This window comes from Bradyrhizobium sp. CSS354, from assembly GCF_029051725.1.
In the GTDB taxonomy this organism is placed as follows: domain Bacteria; phylum Pseudomonadota; class Alphaproteobacteria; order Rhizobiales; family Xanthobacteraceae; genus Bradyrhizobium.
In genome coordinates this window covers 44743-65366 of the sequence record NZ_JAACFU010000010.1, presented here as the reverse complement: position 1 = coordinate 65366, position 20624 = coordinate 44743, and the positions used below count along the sequence as shown (strand labels likewise).

30 protein-coding genes are annotated in these 20624 nt (G+C 64.4%); 9 read left to right on the top strand and 21 right to left on the bottom strand.

Features of this window, described 5'->3' with window-relative positions:
• Positions 1 to 171: 171 nt before the first annotated feature.
• Complete coding sequence (locus GWG67_RS24300; RefSeq protein WP_275171881.1) at positions 172 to 687, top strand: ParB N-terminal domain-containing protein; 516 nt, start codon at positions 172 to 174, stop codon at positions 685 to 687.
• Between the two features lie 119 nt (positions 688 to 806).
• Here GWG67_RS24300 and GWG67_RS24295 read toward each other — a convergent pair whose 3' ends face one another.
• A complete protein-coding gene (locus GWG67_RS24295) occupies positions 807 to 1103 on the bottom strand; it encodes an HdeA/HdeB family chaperone (protein ID WP_275171880.1) in 297 nt (98 codons plus the stop codon).
• Positions 1104 to 1322: 219 nt separating this feature from the next.
• Here GWG67_RS24295 and GWG67_RS24290 point away from each other — a divergent pair, with 219 nt between their 5' ends.
• Positions 1323 to 2381 (top strand): hypothetical protein, encoded by a 1059-nt coding sequence (locus tag GWG67_RS24290; RefSeq protein WP_275171879.1) that lies wholly within the window; start codon positions 1323 to 1325, stop codon positions 2379 to 2381.
• A gap of 54 nt (positions 2382 to 2435) precedes the next feature.
• On the opposite strand, the gene GWG67_RS24285 is transcribed toward GWG67_RS24290, so the two are convergent.
• From GWG67_RS24285 to GWG67_RS24275, 3 genes are all read right to left on the bottom strand, one after another.
• Positions 2436 to 2654 (bottom strand): hypothetical protein, encoded by a 219-nt coding sequence (locus GWG67_RS24285; protein WP_275171878.1) that lies wholly within the window; start codon positions 2652 to 2654, stop codon positions 2436 to 2438.
• Entirely contained in the window at positions 2648 to 2866 is a 219-nt protein-coding gene (locus tag GWG67_RS24280) for a hypothetical protein (protein WP_275171877.1), read from the bottom strand. Before GWG67_RS24280 ends, GWG67_RS24285 begins: the two co-directional genes overlap by 7 nt.
• 355 nt (positions 2867 to 3221) lie before the next feature.
• Complete coding sequence (locus GWG67_RS24275) at positions 3222 to 4229, bottom strand: acyl-CoA desaturase (protein ID WP_275171876.1); 1008 nt, start codon at positions 4227 to 4229, stop codon at positions 3222 to 3224.
• A gap of 204 nt (positions 4230 to 4433) precedes the next feature.
• Here GWG67_RS24275 and GWG67_RS24270 point away from each other — a divergent pair, with 204 nt between their 5' ends.
• Positions 4434 to 5231 carry a transglycosylase SLT domain-containing protein gene (locus GWG67_RS24270; RefSeq protein ID WP_275171875.1) on the top strand — a complete coding sequence of 266 codons (798 nt, stop codon included), beginning with the start codon at positions 4434 to 4436 and terminating at the stop codon, positions 5229 to 5231.
• A 142-nt stretch (positions 5232 to 5373) separates the two neighbouring features.
• Here the strand turns inward: GWG67_RS24270 and GWG67_RS24265 are convergent, their stop codons facing one another.
• The 4 genes from GWG67_RS24265 to GWG67_RS24250 all read right to left on the bottom strand — a co-directional run bounded on the left by GWG67_RS24265 (position 5374) and on the right by GWG67_RS24250 (position 7642).
• A complete protein-coding gene (locus GWG67_RS24265) occupies positions 5374 to 5649 on the bottom strand; it encodes a hypothetical protein (RefSeq protein ID WP_275171874.1) in 276 nt (91 codons plus the stop codon).
• Positions 5650 to 5740: 91 nt separating this feature from the next.
• Complete coding sequence (locus GWG67_RS24260) at positions 5741 to 6067, bottom strand: (2Fe-2S) ferredoxin domain-containing protein (protein ID WP_275171873.1); 327 nt, start codon at positions 6065 to 6067, stop codon at positions 5741 to 5743.
• Positions 6068 to 6157: 90 nt separating this feature from the next.
• On the bottom strand, positions 6158 to 6799 hold the full coding sequence (locus tag GWG67_RS24255) for a cell envelope biogenesis protein TolA (RefSeq protein ID WP_275171872.1): 642 nt from the start codon (positions 6797 to 6799) through the stop codon (positions 6158 to 6160).
• A 306-nt stretch (positions 6800 to 7105) separates the two neighbouring features.
• On the bottom strand, positions 7106 to 7642 hold the full coding sequence (locus GWG67_RS24250) for a helix-turn-helix domain-containing protein (RefSeq protein WP_275171871.1): 537 nt from the start codon (positions 7640 to 7642) through the stop codon (positions 7106 to 7108).
• A gap of 199 nt (positions 7643 to 7841) precedes the next feature.
• Here GWG67_RS24250 and GWG67_RS24245 point away from each other — a divergent pair, with 199 nt between their 5' ends.
• Both GWG67_RS24245 and GWG67_RS24240 read left to right on the top strand, forming a co-directional pair.
• Positions 7842 to 8192: a zinc ribbon domain-containing protein YjdM gene (locus GWG67_RS24245; protein WP_275171870.1), complete on the top strand. Its 351-nt coding sequence runs from the start codon at positions 7842 to 7844 to the stop codon at positions 8190 to 8192.
• A 145-nt stretch (positions 8193 to 8337) separates the two neighbouring features.
• The gene (locus GWG67_RS24240) at positions 8338 to 8523 is read left to right on the top strand and encodes a hypothetical protein (RefSeq protein WP_275171869.1); all 186 of its coding nucleotides are present in this window, start codon (positions 8338 to 8340) and stop codon (positions 8521 to 8523) included.
• A 21-nt stretch (positions 8524 to 8544) separates the two neighbouring features.
• Here GWG67_RS24240 and GWG67_RS24235 read toward each other — a convergent pair whose 3' ends face one another.
• The 5 genes from GWG67_RS24235 to GWG67_RS24215 form a co-directional block, all read right to left on the bottom strand.
• Positions 8545 to 9465: a DMT family transporter gene (locus tag GWG67_RS24235; RefSeq protein WP_275171868.1), complete on the bottom strand. Its 921-nt coding sequence runs from the start codon at positions 9463 to 9465 to the stop codon at positions 8545 to 8547.
• Positions 9466 to 9521: 56 nt separating this feature from the next.
• Positions 9522 to 9668: a hypothetical protein gene (locus tag GWG67_RS24230; protein WP_167552239.1), complete on the bottom strand. Its 147-nt coding sequence runs from the start codon at positions 9666 to 9668 to the stop codon at positions 9522 to 9524.
• 249 nt (positions 9669 to 9917) lie between these two features.
• The gene (locus GWG67_RS24225; RefSeq protein ID WP_275171867.1) at positions 9918 to 10172 is read right to left on the bottom strand and encodes a hypothetical protein; all 255 of its coding nucleotides are present in this window, start codon (positions 10170 to 10172) and stop codon (positions 9918 to 9920) included.
• Between the two features lie 172 nt (positions 10173 to 10344).
• Positions 10345 to 10548: a hypothetical protein gene (locus tag GWG67_RS24220; RefSeq protein WP_247297420.1), complete on the bottom strand. Its 204-nt coding sequence runs from the start codon at positions 10546 to 10548 to the stop codon at positions 10345 to 10347.
• 63 nt (positions 10549 to 10611) lie between these two features.
• The gene (locus tag GWG67_RS24215) at positions 10612 to 10782 is read right to left on the bottom strand and encodes a Flp family type IVb pilin (RefSeq protein WP_275171866.1); all 171 of its coding nucleotides are present in this window, start codon (positions 10780 to 10782) and stop codon (positions 10612 to 10614) included.
• Positions 10783 to 11140: 358 nt separating this feature from the next.
• Here GWG67_RS24215 and GWG67_RS24210 point away from each other — a divergent pair, with 358 nt between their 5' ends.
• Complete coding sequence (locus tag GWG67_RS24210; protein WP_275171865.1) at positions 11141 to 12445, top strand: hypothetical protein; 1305 nt, start codon at positions 11141 to 11143, stop codon at positions 12443 to 12445.
• Between the two features lie 10 nt (positions 12446 to 12455).
• Here GWG67_RS24210 and pdxY read toward each other — a convergent pair whose 3' ends face one another.
• The 3 genes from pdxY to GWG67_RS24195 form a co-directional block, all read right to left on the bottom strand.
• Positions 12456 to 13268, bottom strand: coding sequence for a pyridoxal kinase (pdxY, locus tag GWG67_RS24205; protein ID WP_275171864.1), 813 nt, complete (start codon positions 13266 to 13268; stop codon positions 12456 to 12458).
• Between the two features lie 46 nt (positions 13269 to 13314).
• On the bottom strand, positions 13315 to 13956 hold the full coding sequence (locus GWG67_RS24200; RefSeq protein WP_275171863.1) for an FMN-binding negative transcriptional regulator: 642 nt from the start codon (positions 13954 to 13956) through the stop codon (positions 13315 to 13317).
• A 92-nt stretch (positions 13957 to 14048) separates the two neighbouring features.
• Positions 14049 to 14693, bottom strand: coding sequence for a TetR family transcriptional regulator (locus GWG67_RS24195; RefSeq protein WP_275171862.1), 645 nt, complete (start codon positions 14691 to 14693; stop codon positions 14049 to 14051).
• Between the two features lie 97 nt (positions 14694 to 14790).
• On the opposite strand from GWG67_RS24195, the gene GWG67_RS24190 reads away from it, so the two are divergent.
• The gene (locus tag GWG67_RS24190; RefSeq protein ID WP_275171861.1) at positions 14791 to 15456 is read left to right on the top strand and encodes an O-methyltransferase; all 666 of its coding nucleotides are present in this window, start codon (positions 14791 to 14793) and stop codon (positions 15454 to 15456) included.
• A gap of 164 nt (positions 15457 to 15620) precedes the next feature.
• The gene (locus tag GWG67_RS24185) at positions 15621 to 15965 is read left to right on the top strand and encodes a multidrug efflux SMR transporter (protein ID WP_275171860.1); all 345 of its coding nucleotides are present in this window, start codon (positions 15621 to 15623) and stop codon (positions 15963 to 15965) included.
• A gap of 68 nt (positions 15966 to 16033) precedes the next feature.
• Here GWG67_RS24185 and GWG67_RS24180 read toward each other — a convergent pair whose 3' ends face one another.
• Both GWG67_RS24180 and GWG67_RS24175 read right to left on the bottom strand, forming a co-directional pair.
• A complete protein-coding gene (locus GWG67_RS24180) occupies positions 16034 to 16342 on the bottom strand; it encodes a hypothetical protein (protein ID WP_275171859.1) in 309 nt (102 codons plus the stop codon).
• An 85-nt stretch (positions 16343 to 16427) separates the two neighbouring features.
• Positions 16428 to 16634 (bottom strand): hypothetical protein, encoded by a 207-nt coding sequence (locus GWG67_RS24175; RefSeq protein WP_342761057.1) that lies wholly within the window; start codon positions 16632 to 16634, stop codon positions 16428 to 16430.
• 111 nt (positions 16635 to 16745) lie between these two features.
• Between GWG67_RS24175 and GWG67_RS24170 the strand changes: the two genes are divergently transcribed.
• A complete protein-coding gene (locus GWG67_RS24170; protein ID WP_275171858.1) occupies positions 16746 to 17024 on the top strand; it encodes a DUF3551 domain-containing protein in 279 nt (92 codons plus the stop codon).
• A gap of 19 nt (positions 17025 to 17043) precedes the next feature.
• On the opposite strand, the gene GWG67_RS24165 is transcribed toward GWG67_RS24170, so the two are convergent.
• The 3 genes from GWG67_RS24165 to GWG67_RS24155 all read right to left on the bottom strand — a co-directional run bounded on the left by GWG67_RS24165 (position 17044) and on the right by GWG67_RS24155 (position 20574).
• On the bottom strand, positions 17044 to 17322 hold the full coding sequence (locus GWG67_RS24165; protein WP_275171857.1) for a hypothetical protein: 279 nt from the start codon (positions 17320 to 17322) through the stop codon (positions 17044 to 17046).
• Between the two features lie 174 nt (positions 17323 to 17496).
• A complete protein-coding gene (locus GWG67_RS24160; protein WP_275171856.1) occupies positions 17497 to 18483 on the bottom strand; it encodes an SH3 domain-containing protein in 987 nt (328 codons plus the stop codon).
• 168 nt (positions 18484 to 18651) lie between these two features.
• Positions 18652 to 20574 carry an FAD-binding monooxygenase gene (locus GWG67_RS24155; protein WP_275171855.1) on the bottom strand — a complete coding sequence of 641 codons (1923 nt, stop codon included), beginning with the start codon at positions 20572 to 20574 and terminating at the stop codon, positions 18652 to 18654.
• Between the last annotated feature and the right edge of the window lie 50 nt (positions 20575 to 20624).

Here is a 20624-nt window from a genome sequence, read left to right as displayed (position 1 = left end):
TCGCAGCGGCTCAACCCCTCCTATGGGCAAATTGATCGGGTAGCAGCTTCCGGCATCGACGCCTATCAGTACCAGCCGCCGAATTGCCTTTGCGGTCGGGCCCTTCCCTCCTAAACTCTCGTCCTCACCGGCATGGGTTCCGACGGGCCTGGTAGAAGCGGAGTAGAAGTTATGCCCAAACCGGAAAGCTTCCCGATCGAGAAGATCTTCGTTCCCACGAAGCAGAAGAAAGCCATCAAGCCCGAGATCGTCGGGGAGATCGCTGAAAGTATGCTGGACATCGGACAACAGGAACCCATTTCCGTCCGGCTCGACGGAGACCGCCTCGTTCTGGTCGAGGGACTGCATCGGCTCGAAGCCTGCAAGGCGCTCGGCGAGACAACCATTATCGGTGTCATCGTCCCGGCGGAGGTCGCTCAACACAGGCCGCTGCTGTCCGAAGGACCCGCAGTCGAGGCAGAGCGCATCAAGATGGCGCGATTGAAACAGCTGCGCCTCGAGAAGGAAGCCGCGGAGGCATCGATCGCTGGCTCGAAGAGCGTCAACGGAACGGAAGCGCCGCGCACCCGTCCGACGAAAGGCGTTCGCGACAATCCGAAGGCATCACCGGGCCGGACCGTGGGATCGACACCGAAAACATTGTCGGACTGGATCACGCAGCAAAAGGGCCACGGCGGCCGCTATTGATGGCCGGCGATTACGGTGCCAGTGCACTTCACCTGTCGATGTAGATTCAATGCGCGTCGCCGGAATGCGCGATATGGTCAGGCCGACACGGCCGCAAACGCCCGCGCCCACCTCGGCCCCTACTTCGTATTGGCCTCGACCGCGTCCAGCAGCGGCATCTCGCGATGCGACTCGCAGAAGCGCGAGAGCTTGTTGCCGTTCTTGTTCAGCGCTTGCGTGTCCACAACGGGATTGTTGCGGCGGCCGGCGTAGAACCCGGCGAGCCAGACGTTCACGGTCTGCATGTGGGTAACGCGCTGGGTGATGTACTGGTCGCAGCTGATCTTGGAAACGTCGACCAGCACCTGTGCCTTGGCCGGCACGGCCAGCAGCAGGGCCGCGAAGGCACCAAGGATGATCGCTCTTGTCTGAACCATGTGTTCCTTCCGATGAATGTCTGCACGGTGGCGACGGTCGGGCGCTGCATGCTTGATCCAGATCAAGGGCGCCCGTTGCATACCCCGCGACCGCCCCACCCCGAGGTCTCGCCATAATTTCTCCTTCGCACGCGCGTTGTGTGGGACGGCGGCGAGTCTTATCGTTCCGATCGGACTGCCGCACTCCCATTGACGCCCGACGGAATCGAGAGCGCATCGGTGCCCGAGACGAACGACCCCAAACCTGATGACCACAAGCCTGACGCCCCCAAGCCGGACGCCCCAAAGTCGGACGCGGGGCGCGCCGATGGCGGGCTGGCGCGGGCTTACGACCGGATCAAGAGCGCGGAGCAAGACCTTGCGCGGCTGGACCGGCTGGTTTCCGGAATGGAACGCGGCAGCGAAAGCCCACGGGCCTCGCGAGCAAGTGCCGGTGCGGATGCTGTCGAGACTCCCAAGGACAAGGCTCCCGAGGACAAGACTCCCAAGGCCGCGGCGCTGGCGCCGGCTAGCACGGTTCGCGACCAAGGCCTGAAGAGAGATCGGCCCATGCGGCGCGCTCTGGTTGGTCTCGTGCTGGCGATCGGCGTTCTCGGTGTCGCCTTCGCTTCGCAATATCGCGACGAGGCCAGGTCGATGAGCAGGTCGATCATGGCGCGGTGGGCTCCGCCAGCAGCGAGCGAGCCTCCGCAAGCGTCCGCGGTTGAAACTCCGGCGCAACCGCCGGCAGTGCAATTGGCTGCCGCGGATGAGCCTGGCACGGTGCCCGCGCCGCCGGTCGGCAAGGACACGGAGAGCAATGCAGGGTTTGACGCTTCAAGACCCGACGCTCCAAGGCCCGACGCTTCAAGAACTGGCGCCACAACGCCTGACTCGTCGTCGTCCGATCTCGCGCAATCGCTCAAGACCATCACCAGCGAGCTTGCGAACATCAACGGAAAGCTAGAGCAACTGAAAAGCCGCAACGAGCAGACGCTGCGCGAGCAGGCCGACACCATTCAACAGCTCAAGGCGGCGCAGGAGAAAGATACGGCGGCCAATGCGCGCCTCGCCGCCCAGGTCCAGGCGCTGCAAAAGGAGCTGACGACATCATCCGCATCGTCGTCCGCACCTGCATCCGCGAAACCGGCCGCGCGGAGCGTGATCAACAACGAGACCGCTGCGCCTGCACGGCCGCACGCGCAGGCGGCCGCACCTCGGCGACCCCGGCCGTCGCGAGGGCCGTGGATGCCCCCGCCCTATATGGTCGATCCCTACTACGGCGATCCGGATTGGTGAGCCCGCTGGGCCATTCGAGCACTTCGCGCCGGCACACAAGCTCGCGGACCGGCCTCAATCACGCGGCGAGATCTGAAGCTCCATCAACGCCATGCGCTCCAGGACGACGGGGTCTCGCTCGCCCTCCTTCGCTGTGCGAAGGATTGTTTCCGCGATCGACCGGACATGCGCGGAGCTGACCGGGGCCGGCAGTGACGCAACCGCCGTGTCCAGCGCAGTTTTCATGATGCCGATGGTTTCAGGCGTAAAAGATGCATTCGAAAAGTCTAACATGCTGAATCCGATCCGGAGGTCATCACGAGCGTCGCTTGGTTCGAATGGCTGCTGATCTGCGCAATGCGGTCGACCAGGGCCGTCAGATGTTGCGGCAATGGGTCGTGCTCGCCGCGAAGCTTGATCCGCAGGCGGTCTGCTATTTCATGAGAGATCGCCAGGCTGGAGCCGCGGTCGATCTGAATCGGATTGCGAACATCGGGGCTGTTCATGAAGATTTCCGGTTGGTACGCACGGAGCACGCTTCGCGCCGAGCCGCGCTCACAACGCGACGGCGGTTACTCAGGCGAGGATCGGAGGTTCGATCTCGCTACGCTCGGGGATCACAGGCTCAACGGCCCCATCGGGCCAGAGTTCCCTCCGAACACAACTTAGGTTTGGATTTCACCGATGGCGTTCATGCGGAAAATTCAACGCGGCATGCGAGTCAACGCGATAAAGCGGCAGCTTCTGCGGCTTGCGGCGGTTAAGGACCGTAGCCCGGATGGAGCGCAGCGAAATCCGGGATCTCGCGCCAAGCTACGCTGGTCCCGGATTGCGCTGCGCTCCATCCGGGCTACAGCGACCTCAGACCATCGCTTCGGTATCTGCCACTGGACGCTTTCCGCCGTCCGGATCTCCGGAGCGAACAGCCCTGCTCCCCGCCGCGAAAATATCGTGCACCAGCCCGAGCTTGCCCAGCCCCAGAATGATCAGGCCGTTGATGTCGATCTCGTACCAGGCGTGCGAAATGTAGGCGTCGCGCGGAAACCGGTGATGGTTGTTGTGCAGGCCTTCACCGAAGGTGAGGATCGTGGTCACGAATTCGTTGGTGGTGCCGTCGTCGAGATCGAAGCGGCGGTAGCCGTAGCGACCGTCGCTATGGCAGACCGAGTTGACCAGCGATGTCGCCATGGTCATGAGGTAGCTGCGGAACAGGCCGGAGAACAGGATGCAGCCGGTCATCGTGTGCACGCCGCCGAAGGCGTAGCCGATCGCACCCGGAATGATCACCGCCGAGAGCGCGTACCAGTACCAGCGCGTCCTGGTGAAGAACATCGCGATCGGGTCGGCCAGGATATCCTTGGCGTAGTATCCGGCATCGGTGGTGGCCTGGTCCCACACCCAGCCGCCTTGCGCATGCATCATCCCCTTGGCGAAGGTGACATAGGGGTTGCCGTCGCCGTCATAGTAAGGGCTGTGGACGTCGCCGGGCTTGTCGGAGTGGAGATGATGCCGGCGATGATTGCTCACCCATTTCAGGATCGAGCCCTGCACCGCCATGGTGGCGACGGCCGCGAACAACGTCCGCATCACCGGGCCGCAGCGGAAGCTGCGGTGGACGAAGTAGCGATGCATGAAGCCGATGCCGACCGTGGACAGCGCGAACGTGCCGGCGAAGACCGAAACCTCCACCCAGCCGATGCCTTGCCAGAAGGCCCAGACCAGCGCCGCGATCGAACCGCCGATCATGATGACGAAGGAGATGTAGGAATCGCGAAACTTGGCCTCGACCACCGGCCCTTCGACCAGCACGCCCGGCGGCATTTTCCGCTCCGCAGCTTCCGCCGACACCACGCTTTCGATTACGGTCATTCCAGCCGATCCATTCACACAAAATTAACCCTGTTGCGGCGCACACTACAACCTCGGGTTATTTCCATCAAGGATGCGAGCTGCCGTGGGAGTACGGAGCGGCGACTTGAAAACACGCGCCAGAGGGAAAAGAAGCCGGATTTCAAGGCCTCATGACAGCGTTAACCAGGTGCAAAGCCTCCGCAATGCACTCCCAAAAGACCGATGCCAGCAAGAAGCAAGCCCCTCCTCTCTCGCCTTCGCAAGCTCAGACGACGCGCGCGATGGATGCGAAAGACTTTCGCCCGCGCACCGCGGATGGTTCGGATCGCGGGCGGCGTGGCGATGCTGCTTGCGGTCGTCGTGCTGGTGAACATCGCCTATCAAACGATGCGCAAGCCGACCGAGCTGTTCGTTCTTGTCGGCCACGCGCTCGACAAGGAGCCATCGGAGACCTGGCGGCAGTACGGGCCGCTGTTCCGCAAGCATTCCACCGCGACGATCACGCCCGAATTACTGGCCGCGCTGGCGCAGGTCGAGACGTCGGGCAATCCGCTCGCGCGCACCTACTGGCGCTGGCGCTGGAGTTTTAATCCGCTCGCGATCTACCGGCCCGCCTCCAGCGCCGTCGGCCTCTTCCAGATGCTGGACGCAGCCTATGCCGACGCCGCGCGGTTCTGTATTCGCAGCAACGCGGTCACGGAAGCCGGCTGCGGCTCTCCCTTCCTCTATGTCCGCGCGATCCCGAGCCACGCCATCGAGCTGGCATCGGTGTATCTGGACCGCAATGTCGCCGATGTTCTCACCCGCGCGGGCGATGTGAAGGCGAGCGCGCGCGAGAGGCAGGATCTCGCCGCCTTCATCCATCTCTGCGGCGCCGGCCCGGCCACCGCCTACGCGCGCCGCAAGTTTGCGATGATCCCCGACGAGCGCTGCGGCGATCACCTCGTCGCGAGCTATGTCGCCAAGGTCAACGCAATGAAGCGGCAGTTTGTGCGGCTTGCTGCCGACGACGGCGATTAGGAACGTAGCCCGGATGGAGCGAAGCGTAATCCGGGATTCGTGCCATGCGGGCGGTCATGCGATGCGGATGGTCCGGCCCCGGATTACGCTTCGCTCCATCCGGGCTACAGGCGCCAATCAATTCCGCGTCCGTCGGTGGTCTTTACCACCAATACGGCCAGCGCCAGCCCTCGTAGCGGACATACGACGACACCAAAGGCGGACCGTAGGGATCGACCCGGTCGTCTTCCGGGCGATAACGATAGCGTGGAACGATATTGTAATCCCACGGCGTCGGCCTGAGCACGGGGACATCCACCCTCAGCCGTTGTTCATCCACCACGCGGACCTTCCGCGTTCGGGCTTCGGCATCCGATATCCCGAGATTGCACAGCACCAGGGCGGTTCCGAGCGCACACGCGACAGTCATGATCTTCATGCGTTGGTCTCCTTCCCGCCAGAGTGCAAAAGGATGCAAAGCAAGGCAAGCGAATTTGTCCGAGGTCTTTCCGCGCAGCGCAGACCGACCGTCACGCGCCGGTCTTGCCATCCAACAACGCGAGCGCCCGCGGCACCTGATCGCAGTCCGCAACCAGCACATACTGTTGTCGCGCCAGGCTGGCGCCGCTCGCGATCACGATCGATTGTTTCGGGCACAGGCCGAAGCATCCGGTCACGATCAGCTTGGCCGGCTTGGTGCCGTCGCGCTTGTTCGCCTTCAGTTCGGATTTCAGCGCACGCCTGACGTCGCGGCCCTCGTCGCTGCGCTTGAGGCATTTGCGGCACACCAGGACCGGCGCCGCGCGGCGCGGGCGCACGATCATCGGGCTTGCAGAATTCGAGGGCTTTTCAGGCATTGGCAGACCTATATGGCACTTCAGTCCATATAGGGATGGAACCGCGATCTCGCCGCTGAGCACGACGACCTGCCACGCATGACCAGGCATTTACTCCCGCGCGCGACGCACGGCCTCAGATAGCTTCATCCTCTGCTTGTCCCACCGGCTCTGCTCCGCCTCGGCGCGTTCGTCCAGCGCAACTCGCTCCGCTTCGATCGCCTCCGCGCGGGCGTCGTGCTCCCGCCTCGCCTCGTCCAGTGCCGCCTGCGCGCTCGCGACCGCTTTCTCGCGGCGCGCGCGCTCCTTGGCGCGGGCGGCCTCCTCCTTGCGGCGCTCGGCTTCCCGCCGCCGCTCTTCCTTCTCGAACGCCGCGGCGGCCTTGCGCGCCTGTTGATCGTCGACCTTGCGTGATGGTTGCTTTGCGGCTTTCGCCCGACGATTTGTCGGCTTGGACTTCGCTTTGCGCTTTGGCTTGGCCTCGTCGTCAGCGAGATCGGTCGGCAACTCGGAATGCTCGGTGAACGGACCGTCCGATCCGACCGGACGCCGGAGCACCACGCCCGGCTTCTCCATCGTCGCCGCGACGATGTCGGGGTCGTCCGTCTCTTTCGCAGCGCCCTGATGAAACAGATTGGACCTGGCGCCCCAGGCGTCCAGCGCCGCCTTCATTGAGGGCGCGGCAATCGCCTGGTCGTAGAAGCCGAGTGAGGTCTGGTAGGTCTTCAGTTTTCTTTTTGGTGTCTTCGGCATGTCGCCCCACGGCCCGGCGAGGCACCATCACGCCAACCTTCGCCACGATGACATCATGCCCCTGTTTTGCCCGACGAGTCAAACTCGATTCGGCATCGCCGAAGTCGATGCGGGGCCCGTAGCCCGGATGGAGCGAAAGCGTAATCCGGGACGGTGCCCGCCGCAGGACTCCCGGATTGCGCTTCGCTCCATCCGGGCTACGGTCCAACACCAACGATTTTTCGGATTTCCAACACACTGAAATCCCTCGGGATTTCTACTGTGCATGGGGTTGTTTTCGAGGTTTTTGTTTTGGCGGGTCGCCACCTACGCCGCGTCGACATCCTCGGGCGCCGGCCCGGCAACGAGCCCGTCGAGACCAACCATCAGCAGATCGGCGATGTGCATCAGTTGATACAGCGGAATGTCCGCCTCGCCCTGCTCGGCCAGCGACACGAAGGCCGACGTGGCGCCGATGAGCTCGGCGAGCTGGCCTTGCGTGTAGCCGCGCTTGTCGCGCGCAACCTTGAGGCGCGCACCGATCCCGAGTCTGTGCCGGGACTGCTCGTCGGTGGTCATCATCACGGCCTGCTCGTCCGCGCTCGCATAGCCGGCCACGAACGCGCTGCCGATCAGCCTACCCTTGCGCCAGGCGACGCGGCAGTCCTTGCGCAGTCCGCTGCTGAAGACCAGGGTGAATTGGTCGGCGACCCAGAGCGAGGCGTTGAGGCCGAGGCGCGCCCCGGTGCCGGAGACATCGCGGATCGTGCAGGGCGCGCTGATGATCTTGCCGGTGCCGTTGTCGAATTCGACGATGCCGGTGCGCAACGTGTGATGTCTGACTGCGGCGCGATGCTCGCTCATGACCAGAACGCTCCCTTCCGCGGCAACGTCGAACGAACGCCGCGTAAACCCGGACCTCGATACCGCAAACTTTTTCCTGAACTCCTAAATTTCCAAGGGTTCCACCAGGACTGAAAGCCATGGTAAAGGATTTGCTCCCAATCCATCTTTTTCCGGCGGAAAGCGTGCGGCGCGCCCGTGACGGGCGACGAGGCAAACGATGACCGACGCGATGAAATGTCCGACCTGCAACTCCGAGCACGCCTATCAGGATCGCGGCCTCTGGGTCTGCCCGGAATGCGGCCATGAATGGAGCGGCACGGCGGAGGCCCCCACGGACGCCGCGCAGCAGGCGGGCGTTCGCGATGCCAACGGCAATGCGCTCGCCGATGGCGACAGCGTCATCGTGATGAAGGATCTCAAGGTCAAGGGCTCCTCCTCCGTCGTCAAGGGCGGCACCAAGGTCCGCAACATCCGCCTGCAGGACGCGACCGACGGCCACAACATCGCCTGCAAGATCGACGGCATCGGCGCGATGAATTTGAAATCGGAGTTCGTGAGGAAGGCGTAAGCCGAGGCCCAGTGTTCAAAAGTGGACATACGCTGCTGCGCCGGACCGGTACCCATCAGTCGACATCCGCACGAACAAGTCTTGGGAGGCCGCTCTGCGAGGACCGCCAACAGGGGACGCCAACAGGCCAAACCCGACAGATGACATGTTCGACAATCTGAGCGATCAGGCCGTCTTGCGATTGTACGAAAACATCCGGCATCAGGTTGCCGCCGACAAGGCGCTCGGAGGCAGGTATCGGCTGCTCGGCAAATCCGCCAGCGAGCGCGCCGAGCGGCTCGGGCGGGAGCTGACCGGCCGCGGCGTCAAGTTCACCGCCATCGAATGGTAAGCGCCGTTTAGGGTCCGCGATCTATCGCTGCCGCTGCGCCAGATAGAATCCGCACAGCACCGTCACCAATCCCGCCGTCTGCAATAGTGTCGGCGGCTCGCCGAGCAGGAGCCAGCCGGTGAGCACCGTCAGCGCCGGCACGCAGGCGGGGACAACGGCGGCGCGGGCCACGCCGAGGCGTTGGACCGAGACGGCGAACAGATAAAGCGCAGCCGGGCCGGCAAGCACGCCCTGCGCCAGCGCCTGGATGGCGTTCTCACCGATACCGATCGCCGCGATCCGCGCCAGCCCGCCGGTCATGAGGTAGATCGGCAGCAGCAGCAGCGACAGCACGTTGATGACGAGCGCGGCCGACACGGCGGAGACACGCCAGTGGCGCAGCAGCGCGCCGAAACCTGCGAACATCAATCCGGTCAGCACGAAGGTGAGATCGCCGAGCACGCCGTCGACGCCGATATCGCCGATCGATTCCGCGCCGATCACGCCGAGCCCGCCGACGATGACCAAGGCGCCGGCGATGCGCGACACGGAGACATGCTCTTTCAGGAACAAGGCCGCGAGCAGCAGGCCGCCGAGCGTCGCGCAGGAGGGCTGGATCACGCTGCCATGGCCGAGCGGCACGAACAGAAAACCAGTGTAGGAGATCAGCGACATCACGGGGCCGCCGAGCACCATCAGCGCAAGGCCCCTGCCCCAGCCGATGCCGCAGAGATCGGAGATTCCGCCGCGTATCACCAGCGGCAGGAACGCGATGCCGGACCAGACATAGCGATGCACCAGCAAATCGACCGGCGTGAAGCCGACCTTGAGCCCGTGCCGCGTGCCGGCGAAGCCGAGCGCCCAGAACACCGCCGCGGCGAGGCCGCAGAGCACGCCGACAAGCGCCGGCGCCGCATCGTTCTTTTGAGTGAGAGCGTCGGCGCCGCTCGTCCGCTGATCCATAAGCAAGCCTTATGTCAGCACGCGACGAGGCTCAACCCACGCGGTTGCAGATCTGGCTAGAAAAATCCGGGGCTGAGATCGAGGCCATAGGTCAGGCTCAGAACGAACACGAACAGCGCGGCGGCTGCGAACAAGGCGAGATGCCTGAGAATGAACGCGCGCGGCGAGACGCTTGCAACAACGGCTTTCTGTGCAACAGGCATGACTACTCCATTATGAAAATGATTCTTGGCTGCTCAATCAGCGGCGCCCGCATCAAGCGCCGCGATCTGCAAAGCAACTATTAAAGAGATCACACTCGCTTTGAACGGCCGTACACAAGTGGCACGCGATCATGACTCGCTGTGCCAAAAAAAAGACCGCGCTCCCAAAAGGGAACGCGGTCGTGGCAGCCTCGGAGAAAAACGAGCCTGCATCACGTTAGCTTGATGTTGGCTTGTGGCGCCCCCAGATCAGCGGGCGCTGCCGGTCGTGACATCAGCCGTCTTCACCTTGCGCGGCGAGAGAACGCGGGCCTGGTGGATCGAAGCAACGTTGGTGGGTGCCGAGGCCTGCTGCTCGACATGCGCGGCACCGAGCACGCGCACCTGCATCGGGGACACCGGAAAGCCGTTGGCCTCATAAGTCGGCAGCTCGCCGGCGAAAGCCGCGGTGCTGCCCGCGATCGTCAGGATGGCGGCGGCGATCGACAGAGTCTTGTTGTTCATGGGTGATGCTCCTTCAGTGGAAGATTCGGAGCACATTTAAGCGCGTTTTGCTGCATTGCGACATGCGTTGTTGCAACGCAACAACGCGCCGGGTGCATGGCAATATGTTTAATGCGCGCGACGCTTTGGCAAAATCACCGCCCGGCGCGACATGACGCTTTTATGGGCGGCGTCAGCCGCCGAGCACGTGGCCCCAGCCGTCGAAGACGTAGGCCTTCCAGATCACGGTTCCGTCCTGGCCCGGCCGGCTGGCACGCCTGAAATCGTCGGCCTGCTCAGCGGTCCACGTGATGATCGTATCGGAGAGCTGGTCGTGCAGGATGGCGGGCTCGGTGGGGTCGAAGGCGTCCATGGGACGAAGCGAGGAATGCGTCATGGGCGCCTAACGCGCTAGCCGCAGCAAAGTTGCCGCAAGGCGTCGGGCGCCACTCCACACAGCTCATTTCAACGCCGTCGCCAGCGATTGCAGTTTTGCGACGAGGTTGGTGCCGAGGGCGTAGATGATCTCGATGATCGCGAGCGCGATGCCTGCTGCGATCAGTCCGTATTCGATCGCGGTGGCGCCGGATTCATCGGCGGCGAATTCAGCCCATTTGCGTTTCAGTGTCATGCGCGTGTCCTTCCCAACTCTGCCGGAATCGCCGGCGCGGGAGACTTGCACGACCACAATCCAAGATTGAGTAAATTCAACCGCCTCAAGTTGACGACAATGAATACTGCATTTGCAGGCCCTTTCGGCTGTGCCACCCCTGGAACGCAATGGAACCCGCGTTGCCCGCGCGCAACACTTGCTCGAAAAGCCCGCTTTCGCCGAATTGCGCCATTGCGCCGCCACACCGTCCTCCGAACAATCGACGCGCGGCGTGCCTTTTCGTGCAAGACTGTTTGTCAAGACTGTTGGTCAAGACTGTTGGTCAAGACTGTTCGGAGAAGACGAGGTTCGACAGAACCGTTTGGAGGCAGGGATCATGAATGATCGGCGGTCTCTTCTGGTGGCGGTCTCCTGCCCCTCGGCGGTTCTCGCCGGCTGGTTGGCGCTCTCTTTGTCCGCCTATGCCCCTGCCCTCATCGAGAACAGCGGCGCCAATGCTTCTGCCGTCTCGCGCGCGAAGGATCTCAGCCGGCTTGACCTCGCAGACATCCCGCACGCTGCGGCCATCGAGGACGGCGTCGCCCTGACCGCCGATATCGCGGCCGCCGTCGCTGCGACACCAGGCACGGTCACCGCTGAAGCGGCAGCGCCCGAGGCGCCAGCTCCGGCCATCAAGCTCGCCTCGGCCGACCCAGTGCTGATCTTGCCGACCGAAGCGCCGCTCGCGCCGCAGATTTCGCCTGACCCGACACCAGTCGCCAGCGAGGTTGCTCCGGCTCCGGCGCCGGAGCCCGTGATAAAGCTCGCATCCGCCGATCCCACCGAGATCGTGACGACGGACGCGCTGTCGCCCGCGACGATCGCGACCGGCCCTGCGCCTGCCGCGAGCAAGGCCTCGCCGTCGGCGGACACGACCGCAGTACTCGACGAATGCTACGTCATGGAAGCCTGTATCGACCGGTATCTCTGGGCGCTCTACCAGCGCACGGCCAAGGAAGACTCGATCAAGGTCACAGATCGCCGCGCCGTCACCGTCAAGCGCAAGGGCAAGGTGGTGACCGTGATGCGCAGCTTCACGAAACTGGTCGACGAGGACTTTGGCTGGAAGGATCCGAAGGCGGCCGACCGCGCCGGCATGTCGATGATGGACTACGTCATCGGCGGCATGGACAAGAGTTTCAAGAAAAAGCTGTTTCGCACGTTGCTCGCGGCTGAGGCTGCCGGGCTTTCGCCGGGCATCACCAGCGCGTTCCGCGACGACTATCGCCAGTCGATCGCGAGCGGCCTGAAGGCCGCCTCCGACCGCTCCTATCACGGCGGCAGCACGCGCGGCGGCTACGGCCACGGCATGGCGGCCGACATCGTCAGCACCAAGGGCGACAACCGCGCGCAACGCTGGGTCTCGACCGAGGTGCTGTGGAAGTGGGTCGATGCCAATGGCAAGGCGCTCGGCATCGGCCGCCCCTATCTTGGCCGCGATCCCCCGCATGTCGGCCCGGTCGACGGGACGGAATACGTCTCCCGCCGAGGCACGTCGGACCGTAAGGAAGCCAACGTCAAGCCCAGGAAGGCGCGGGCCGTGGCAAGCGCAAAGCCGCCAAAGGCGCAGGCGACGCGCGAGCAGAAGGTCCCGGCAAAGCCGCAGAAATCAGCGCAATCGGCCGCGAAGCGCGCGACCTGAGTATGGCGGTCTACCGTCCGGGCGTCGGCAGCGGCACGAGCCGCATTTCGGCGGTGCCGGCCTCCTGCGTGCGCACCAGCACTGCGAAAATGGTTTCGACTGCGAGCCGCACCGCCGCCTCGGTCACTGTGCCCCTAGCCAGATGTGCCGCGATCAGGCCGGTGAGGAGATCACCGGTGCCTGAGGGGCGGATCGGCAGGCGCGGCGTCGCAAAGCGCGACAACTGACCGTCGGCGCACAGAATCGTTTCCACCTGCCCTTCCGCCGTATCAGTGAGCGTGCAACCGGTGGCGACCACGTCGATGCGACCGGTTCCGGCCAGCGCCGCGCACGCCGCGCGCAGACCCTGCGCATCCAATATGTCGAGGCCTGTGAGCAGCCCGAGTTCGAACTGGTTCGGCGTGGTCAGATTGGCAGCCGGCAGCAGCCGGTGCCGGACCACGTCCAGGATGCCGTCCGCGACATAGACCCGGCCGTCATCGCCGATCACGGGATCGCAGAGATAGACCAGCTTTGAATTGCGGGTCAGCGCCCGCTCGACGAAATCGGCAATGACAGCGGCATTGCCGGGCGAACCGAGATAGCCGGTGACGATTACCGCGGCCTCGTCGACGAGATCGCGCTCCTCGACGCCTCTCAGCAGATCTGCAACGAGCTCGGTCTCCAGCACCCGCCCGCGCACGGTCGGATAGCGCGGATGGTTCGACAGCAGCGTTGTCGGCACCGCCGCGACATTCACCCCTTCCGCCTGCATGGCATAGGCAGCGGCGCTGTTGCCGACATGGCCGTGGACCACCTGGCTTTGAATGGAGATGACAAGCATGAAAGTCCGTAGGGGCAAATGCCGCGCGAGACAAGGGTCGCCCGGATCACCAAAGACCATACCCAAGCCCGGGCCGCAGCGCCTGCATCTTCCGCGCCAGCCGCCGATGCCCGGTCTCCTCCGACCGCGCCAGCCGGTCCACGACCGCGACGTGATCCGCATCGCTCTTGTGCTGGTTGAGCTTGGCCTGCCCCTCGACGGTATCTACCACGAGATCGATGACGCGAATGGCGGCCAACATGGTCTCGCGCTTGTCCGGCTCCATCTGTGCCAGGTCCCAGGGCGCCTTCGGCAGCCGCGCTTCGGCGACCGCGAGTAGCGTATCGCCGTGCCCGCGGTTCTCGTCGAGCCCGCGCAGATGCGCCACGCCGGACAGGTGCACGGCCTCGTAAAGCCAGGTCGAGACGTTGTCGCGCGAAGAATACCAGTCATTGGAGATGTAGGCGTCGTCGCCGACAACAATCAGCAGGAAGCGCCGCGTGCCGTCCGCGAGCAGAGCGAGCGGATTCCTGGCGGTGAAATGGATTTGCACGATCGTGCGCCCGTCGCGCTGCTCCAGCACGAACGGCACGTGCGAGGCGCGCGGCCCGCGCTCATCCGCCGCCACGATCATGCCGAAGCCCCGTCGGGTTGCGAATTCCAGCGCTTGCTGCTCCTCGATGCGGAATTGGGGGCGGAGGACATGCATGGCGGCGCGCTCGTTGACTGGCTGGAGGACAAACCGAGGCTAACTCATGATCCAGTCAAGTCGGAAACGATATTGGCCCGCGAACGCGGATGTCAGGAATGACTTCGTCGCCGCGCAAGCTCATCGATATAGGCGCAGAACATGTCGGCCATTGCGTCGGCATGACGCGCGATCTCCGCCTCGTTGCGCGGTGTCTCCGAGAACCGCTTGCCAACCTCGCTCAGCGTCGTCTTGATCAGCTCGCCGGCAAGCTCCCGCGTCGCATCCGGCGCCTCGGGCAGGGCCTCCCGCATGAAGGCCGCGACGATGCCCTTACCGGCGGCCCGCGCGTCGTGTGCTTCGGGCGCGTCGCGATAAAGTGGTGCGGCGTCATCGAGCGCCCCACGGATCGCAGCCTCCTCGCACTCGGAACGAATGAAGGCGTGGACCAGCGCGCGCAGCCGCACCAGTGGCGGTTCCGCCCGGTGCGCCAGGATGCCGCGCAGGAGCTCGCTCGTGCGCCGCCACTCGTCGCTCTGGAGGCGGAACAGGATCGCCGCCTTGTTCGGAAAATATTGATAGAGCGATCCGACGCTCACTCCGGCCCGCTCGGCCACCCGCGCCGTCGTGAAGCGCTGCGCCCCCTCCTTGGCCAGGACCTGAACAGCCGCATCCAGAATGGCCGCCACCAGCTCGTTCGAGCGGGCCTGCTGCGGATGTTTTCGTGAGGAAACTGAACGGCTTCGGCGATCGGCCATGGCGCCCTCGGGCAATGCGAATAGCGAATGCGACGAATTAGTCGTATTTCAATTCTCACGCAAGCACTCGCCTCGCGGCGACATCTGGAGACTACACATGACCACCCCGACCATCATATCACTTGCGCCACTGCTCGATCGTCTGTTCGACCAGGACGAAGCGGCGCGCGGCGCGATGCAAGCCGCCTTCGCCGATGTGACCGACGCCGACCGCACACGGATGATGCAGAGCAAGACCGCTTACCGCGACCTCTACGGGCGGCTGAAGGACGCACCGCTCGCAGTCTCCCGCGAGACCGGTCACCTGCTTTACATGCTCGCACGCAGCTCCCGCGCCAAAGCGATCGTCGAGTTCGGCACCTCGTTCGGCATCTCGACCCTGCACCTTGCCGCGGGCTTGCGCGACAATGGCGGCGGTCGCCTCATCACCACCGAATTCGAACCGTCCAAGGCGGCCCGGGCGCGCGAGAACCTCGCGGCCGGCGGGCTGCTGGACCTCGTCGAAATCCGCGAAGGCGACGCGCTGAAGATGCTTCAAGTCGACCTGCCCGACACGATCGATCTCGTGCTGCTCGACGGCGCCAAGGCGCTCTACGCCGATATCCTGGATCTGGTCGAAGGCCATCTCCGGCCGGGCGCGATCATCGTAGCCGACAACGCCGAGGACAGCCCCGACTATCTGGCGCGCATGCGCAGGCCCGGAAGCGGCTACATGTCCACGGCCTTTGCCGAGGACGTTGAACTCTCCGTGCGGATCAACTAACGCCGCCACCAATGAGCCGCCGCGCGAACCATCGCGCGGCGGTTTCGTGCTGCGCTCCGCCGTGTCGCAGGCTCGTCACTGACACGTGATAGCTGGACCCGGGCAAACGTCACATTCCCCGTACCGCGCGGTATCTTTCTCTGCGCAACACGCCCGAGCCCGTGATGACTTCCGCCTTCAATGCCTACGCAGCGCTTGCGCTCGCTATCGTCCTCGAGGTCACGGCGTCCGCCTTCCTCCAGCAATCCGTGCAGTTCACGCGGCTGTGGCCGACACTGGCGATGGTGCTGTTCTATGTCGCCTCGTTCTACGCGCTGTCGGTCGCGATCCGGGTCATCCCCCTGAGCATCGCCTACGCGATTTGGGGCGGGGTCGGCATCATCCTGACGGCAACCGTCTCCTTCGTGCTATTTCGCCAGATGCTCGACGCTGCGGCCTTCGTCGGCATCGCGCTGATCGTGTCCGGGGTCGTGGTCATCAACCTGTTCTCGGCGACCACGGTGCATTGACGCCGGCAGCACTGTATTCACCGGCAAGGCCTTCGGCTTCGCGACGCCCTGCGGCAGCCGACTCACGCCTACTGGCTTTGCGACGACTTGGGAGGACGCGGCCCGGATCGCTTCGCGCCAGGTTTGGCCGCAGCCGGCGCCGTATCGACCGATTCCAGATAGGCGGCAAGCGCCTTGGCTGTGTCCGAACTGGTTGCGTAATGGTCCTTCAGGAACCAGGACAGCGTCAGGGTGAAGCGTCCCTTGGCAAGGCCGCGCGGGCTGCGATGGCAGGTCGCGCACCCATCGGCGAAGAGCTTTTGCGGCGACTTGCCGGCATCGAGATTTTGCGCGGCGGCAAATGTCGCCGTCAGGACGGCGGCGGCTGCAAGAGTCATCGTTGGAAGAGTCGTCAAGGGCGCGATCAGGCCGCGCCCCTGTCGAAAGTGCGAAATCAATGTCGTCCCCTGCCCCGTATTGCGGTCAGGCCGCCAATAGCTGATCGAATTCGGGCGGGGCGTAGGCCTTGCCGTCCTGGTCGGTGATGACGACCTTCCACCCCTCGCTTGCCCAAACCTTTGCCTTCGCCACGATCAGCAACCGGCTCTCACGGGCAAAACTGCACTTCTCATTGTCGCGTTCTGCGATCATCTTGTAGGCCAATGCGCATCCCCTTGCGTTGCCCTGCACCCGGTCTCGTCGTGGCAGCGGGCTTTGGCGGCAATTCGCCGGGAGCGTGGCAATTTGATGCCATCCAAGGCAGCATTGTGCCTGGTTCCGGCCGAACGATGGAGGTTGATCGTGCGTCGCGTCATGAATGCGATTCTGCTTGTCGCGGGCTTGCCTGGTGCGGGCTTGCTCGGCGTGACGCCGACAGCCGCGCAGACCTACGACCCGCGCCATCCCGTCTGCATCGAGATCTACACGATCGACGGCCGCAGCATCGATTGCAGCTTTGCGACGATCGCGCAGTGCGCCGCGACCGCCTCCGGGCAATCCGCGCAGTGCTACGCCAATCCTTATGCCACGCAGAGCCGGCAGCTGAGCTTGGTTCCGTCGCCGCCGCGACGAAGCCGATAGCATCAGGTCTGCGCTCCGATCAGTGGACGCGAATGATGTGGGGGCGGCCAAGATCAATCAGCCCCTGCACCGCCGAGAGGCGGTCGTCGAGGGCTGCGATGGTCAGCAACAGATTGTTGCGGCGTTCGTCGAGAAGGCCCATCTCGGCGCCGGAGAGTTTGGTGCTCGATCGCTCCTTGTGAATCATCTCGAGAGATTGGCGCAATCCGGCAATCAGGCCGGACAGCTGCTTGGCCTCCTTGGTCATCGACCGCTTCGCGACATTGTGGCGGCGCGTCTCCGCCTGGTTCTGTCTCATCGTCGTCATCCTCCCGTGCCCCGCTGCCCCGAGTGGAATGCTTGCAGCTTTGAGTAGACATATTACGATCGATGAAATCTGCCCGCGAAGAACTTTCTTAAATTATACGCGCCGGGAACCCGGTCCGGCCCAAGCAGAAAGCCCGGCGCGAGGGCCGGGCTTTCGTTGGCAAATTTAGTGCTTCTGGTGGCCGCCACCTGGGCCGCCTGCCGGCGCACCGCCGCCGCGCGGCGCGGCGTTGATGTGAGGAGCGCCGCCGCCATGCGGCATCGCGGGCGCAGCCGCGCGCGGCGCCGGTGCCGGCATTTGGGCACGAGCATTCATCGGCGAGCCGTGGCTCAAACTGGGCTGGGCCACATGCGGCATCGCGGGCCGGCTTGCGGGAGCGGCTGACACCCGCGGCGCCTCATGCGGCCGCGCCATCGGTTGCGCACGCACAGCCGCGCGGCTCGCGGCCTGCTCGTGCATGATGCGGGCCTGTGCATCGCGCGGATTGCGGCTCTGCAGATTGGTCCGCTCATGCGCGATGCGCTCGGTTCGTCCAGCACGGCTCCGGTCCGTCGTCACCGCAGTCTCGCGCTTGGCGATGGCGGCGTCGTGCCGTGAAGTTGCGGCATCACGGCCGGAGACCGCGGCCGCGCCCTTGACACTGTCCCGGGCATTCGCTCCGTTGCGCCCGAGTGCGACCGCCGCATCGCGCGTTGCCGCGCGGCCGATGCGAGCCGCGCGCGGATTGATCGTCATCCGCGTCGCTTCGCGCTGATGCGAAGTCCAGTAGCTATTCCAATGGGCATGCCGCCGATACCAGGGCCGCCCCTCATAATACCTCGACCAATACGAGGTCAGCACGAAGGGAACGATCGGCACGTCTATCTCATCGACATAGTCGGGGAGATAGACGTAGTGATTGCGGTAGAGATATTCGAGATATTGCGACGACACCCAGCCACGGTCATCCGAGAAGCTCACGTCGCACCAGGCTTTGCCGCGCAGGCAGCCATGGATGTCGACGCGGGCGCCCTCGGGGATGCGATCGACCAGCGGAAAGCCCGAACCCGGCCCGGCGCGCAGGCCGGTCGAGACGGTGACCATGCCCGGTGCGGCCATTGCGGCCGTCGGGGCGAGCAGCAATGCGGCTAACAACACGCTTCGGAATTTCATGGCGTAGTCCTCCTCTTTCGAGTCGGAACGCGCTAGCGGAACGGGCGTTCCGCGTACGAAGGTCTCATCCGCCAAAAGATCGGGACGGATGCCGCGCGCGGTTCAATATTCATTCGCCGTTCATCGACACCGCGCGCAGAGAGAGCCTACGGGTGCGCCGCCGGCCCGTCAGTTCACTTGCAGCATGAAGCCGTCGAAGTACGCAGCAAGCGCAGCAAAATCGTCCAGCGGCAACACGGTCGCGACGTACTGATCCGGCCGCACCACGACCATGCAGCCGACCTTGCGATCGATGCCGCGCATGGTGAAAACGTCCTGACCATTCTTGAGGTCCGGACAGAACATCTTCTCGTAGTCGATCAGGCCGTACCGGCCCTTGCGCGGAAGCAGCAGCGCGGGCATCGCCTCGACGGCGAGCTCGCGATGATCTTGCTGGAAGACCGCCCGCAGGTCGATCACGCTGTCGACGTCGGCGGCCGCGGGCGTGTAACGCCGGACCGGCGACTCCCGCGCCTCGGAGAGAAAACTGCACAAGGCGCGAATGGCCGAGCCGGCTGCTGCGGGATTCTCAGCGCCAGAGAAAGCGTAGATGCGGAAGCGGCCATCCGCCGGCGCAGCGTGACCAAGATGCACGGGCTTCGCATCCGCAAGCCGGATCACCGGTGCGGAATGAAAGCGCGTGCCGATGACGAACCCTTGCGCGAGATGCTGGTGCGACGTCGCTCCGGTCAGAACCGACGGACGGTAATGCGTCGCGGTGCCCGCGGTGTAGCGACCGTGCCTTACGAAATAGTCCTGCGTCCTGGCGGCATCGGCGCCGCCGGCCTTGGCGGCGGACGCAAGAATCCCCGCCCATTCGCGGTCGAAATCGATCAGCTCTTTCGCGACCGCCTGGCGCTCGGCCGAATAGGAATGCAGCAGGCTCGGCGCAGACTGCTTCCGCAGAACGGCAGCGAGCTTCCAGCCGAGATTGAAGGCGTCCTGCATCGAAACGTTCATGCCCTGCCCCGCCTTCGGGCTGTGGGTGTGGCAGGCATCGCCGGCGATGAAGATCCGCGGCAGACGCGTAGCGATCTCGGTCTCCGGCACGTCGTCGAACTTGTCGGTCAGTCGCTGGCCGATCTCGTAGACCGACCACCAAGCGATCTCCTTCACATCGAGCGCATGCGGCTTCAGGATCCGCTGCGCTTTCGCGATCACGTCATCGGCGGTGATGTTACGATTGGCGACGCGCTCGCCGATCTCGAGCTTGGCGAGCTCGACATAGAGGCGGACCATGTAGCCGCCCTCGCGCGGGATGATCAGCAGGCTGCCGTCCTTGGCGGACTGGATCAGGGCCTTGAAGCGGATGTCCGGAAAATCGGTCACCGCCAGCACGTCCATCACGCCCCAGGCATGATTGGCGGAATCGCCGAGCAACTCGCGGCCAATCGATTTGCGCACCATGCTGCGGGCACCGTCGCAGCCGACGACATAGCGCGCCTTGATCGTCTCGACCTTGCCCTCGTTCGCGGCGTCGACCCGTTCGAGCCGCGCCGTCACGGCATGGTCGGCGGGCCCCGCGGCCGGATCGACCTGAAGGTCGAGCAGGCGCCGGCTGTAATGGGGCTCGAGCCTGGCCGGCGCTTTGCGCATGACGTCGAGAAAGCCATCATGGATGCGCGCCTGATTGAGGATGACGTGCGGGAATTCCGACAAACCGTCCTCGACGTCCTGCACCCGGCCGCTGCGGACGATATTTTCCGGCACCCGCTCGTCCGGTTTCCAGAACGTCGTCTCGTTCACCCAACAAGCTTCCTTCAGGACGCGCTCGCTGAATCCGAAGGCGTGGAACATCTCCATGGTGCGGCATGCGATGCCGTCCGCCTGCCCGACCAGCAAGCGGTCCGGCTTCTGCTCGACGATGCAGGTCTTTATGTCGGCAAACTGCGCAAGCTGGGCAGCGAGCGTCAGGCCCGCAGGGCCACAGCCCACGATGAGGACATCCACTTCGTCAGGCACGGCCCCGGTGGCGCCGGAGGCCTGAATGCGCGCTGCGGGATCGGCGATGTCAGGATCGCCCGGCTGAAATCCATTGAGATGGAATTGCATGAGCACCTCTCCCGCCGATGTTTTGCTTGGATATTGCTCAGTATGCTGAC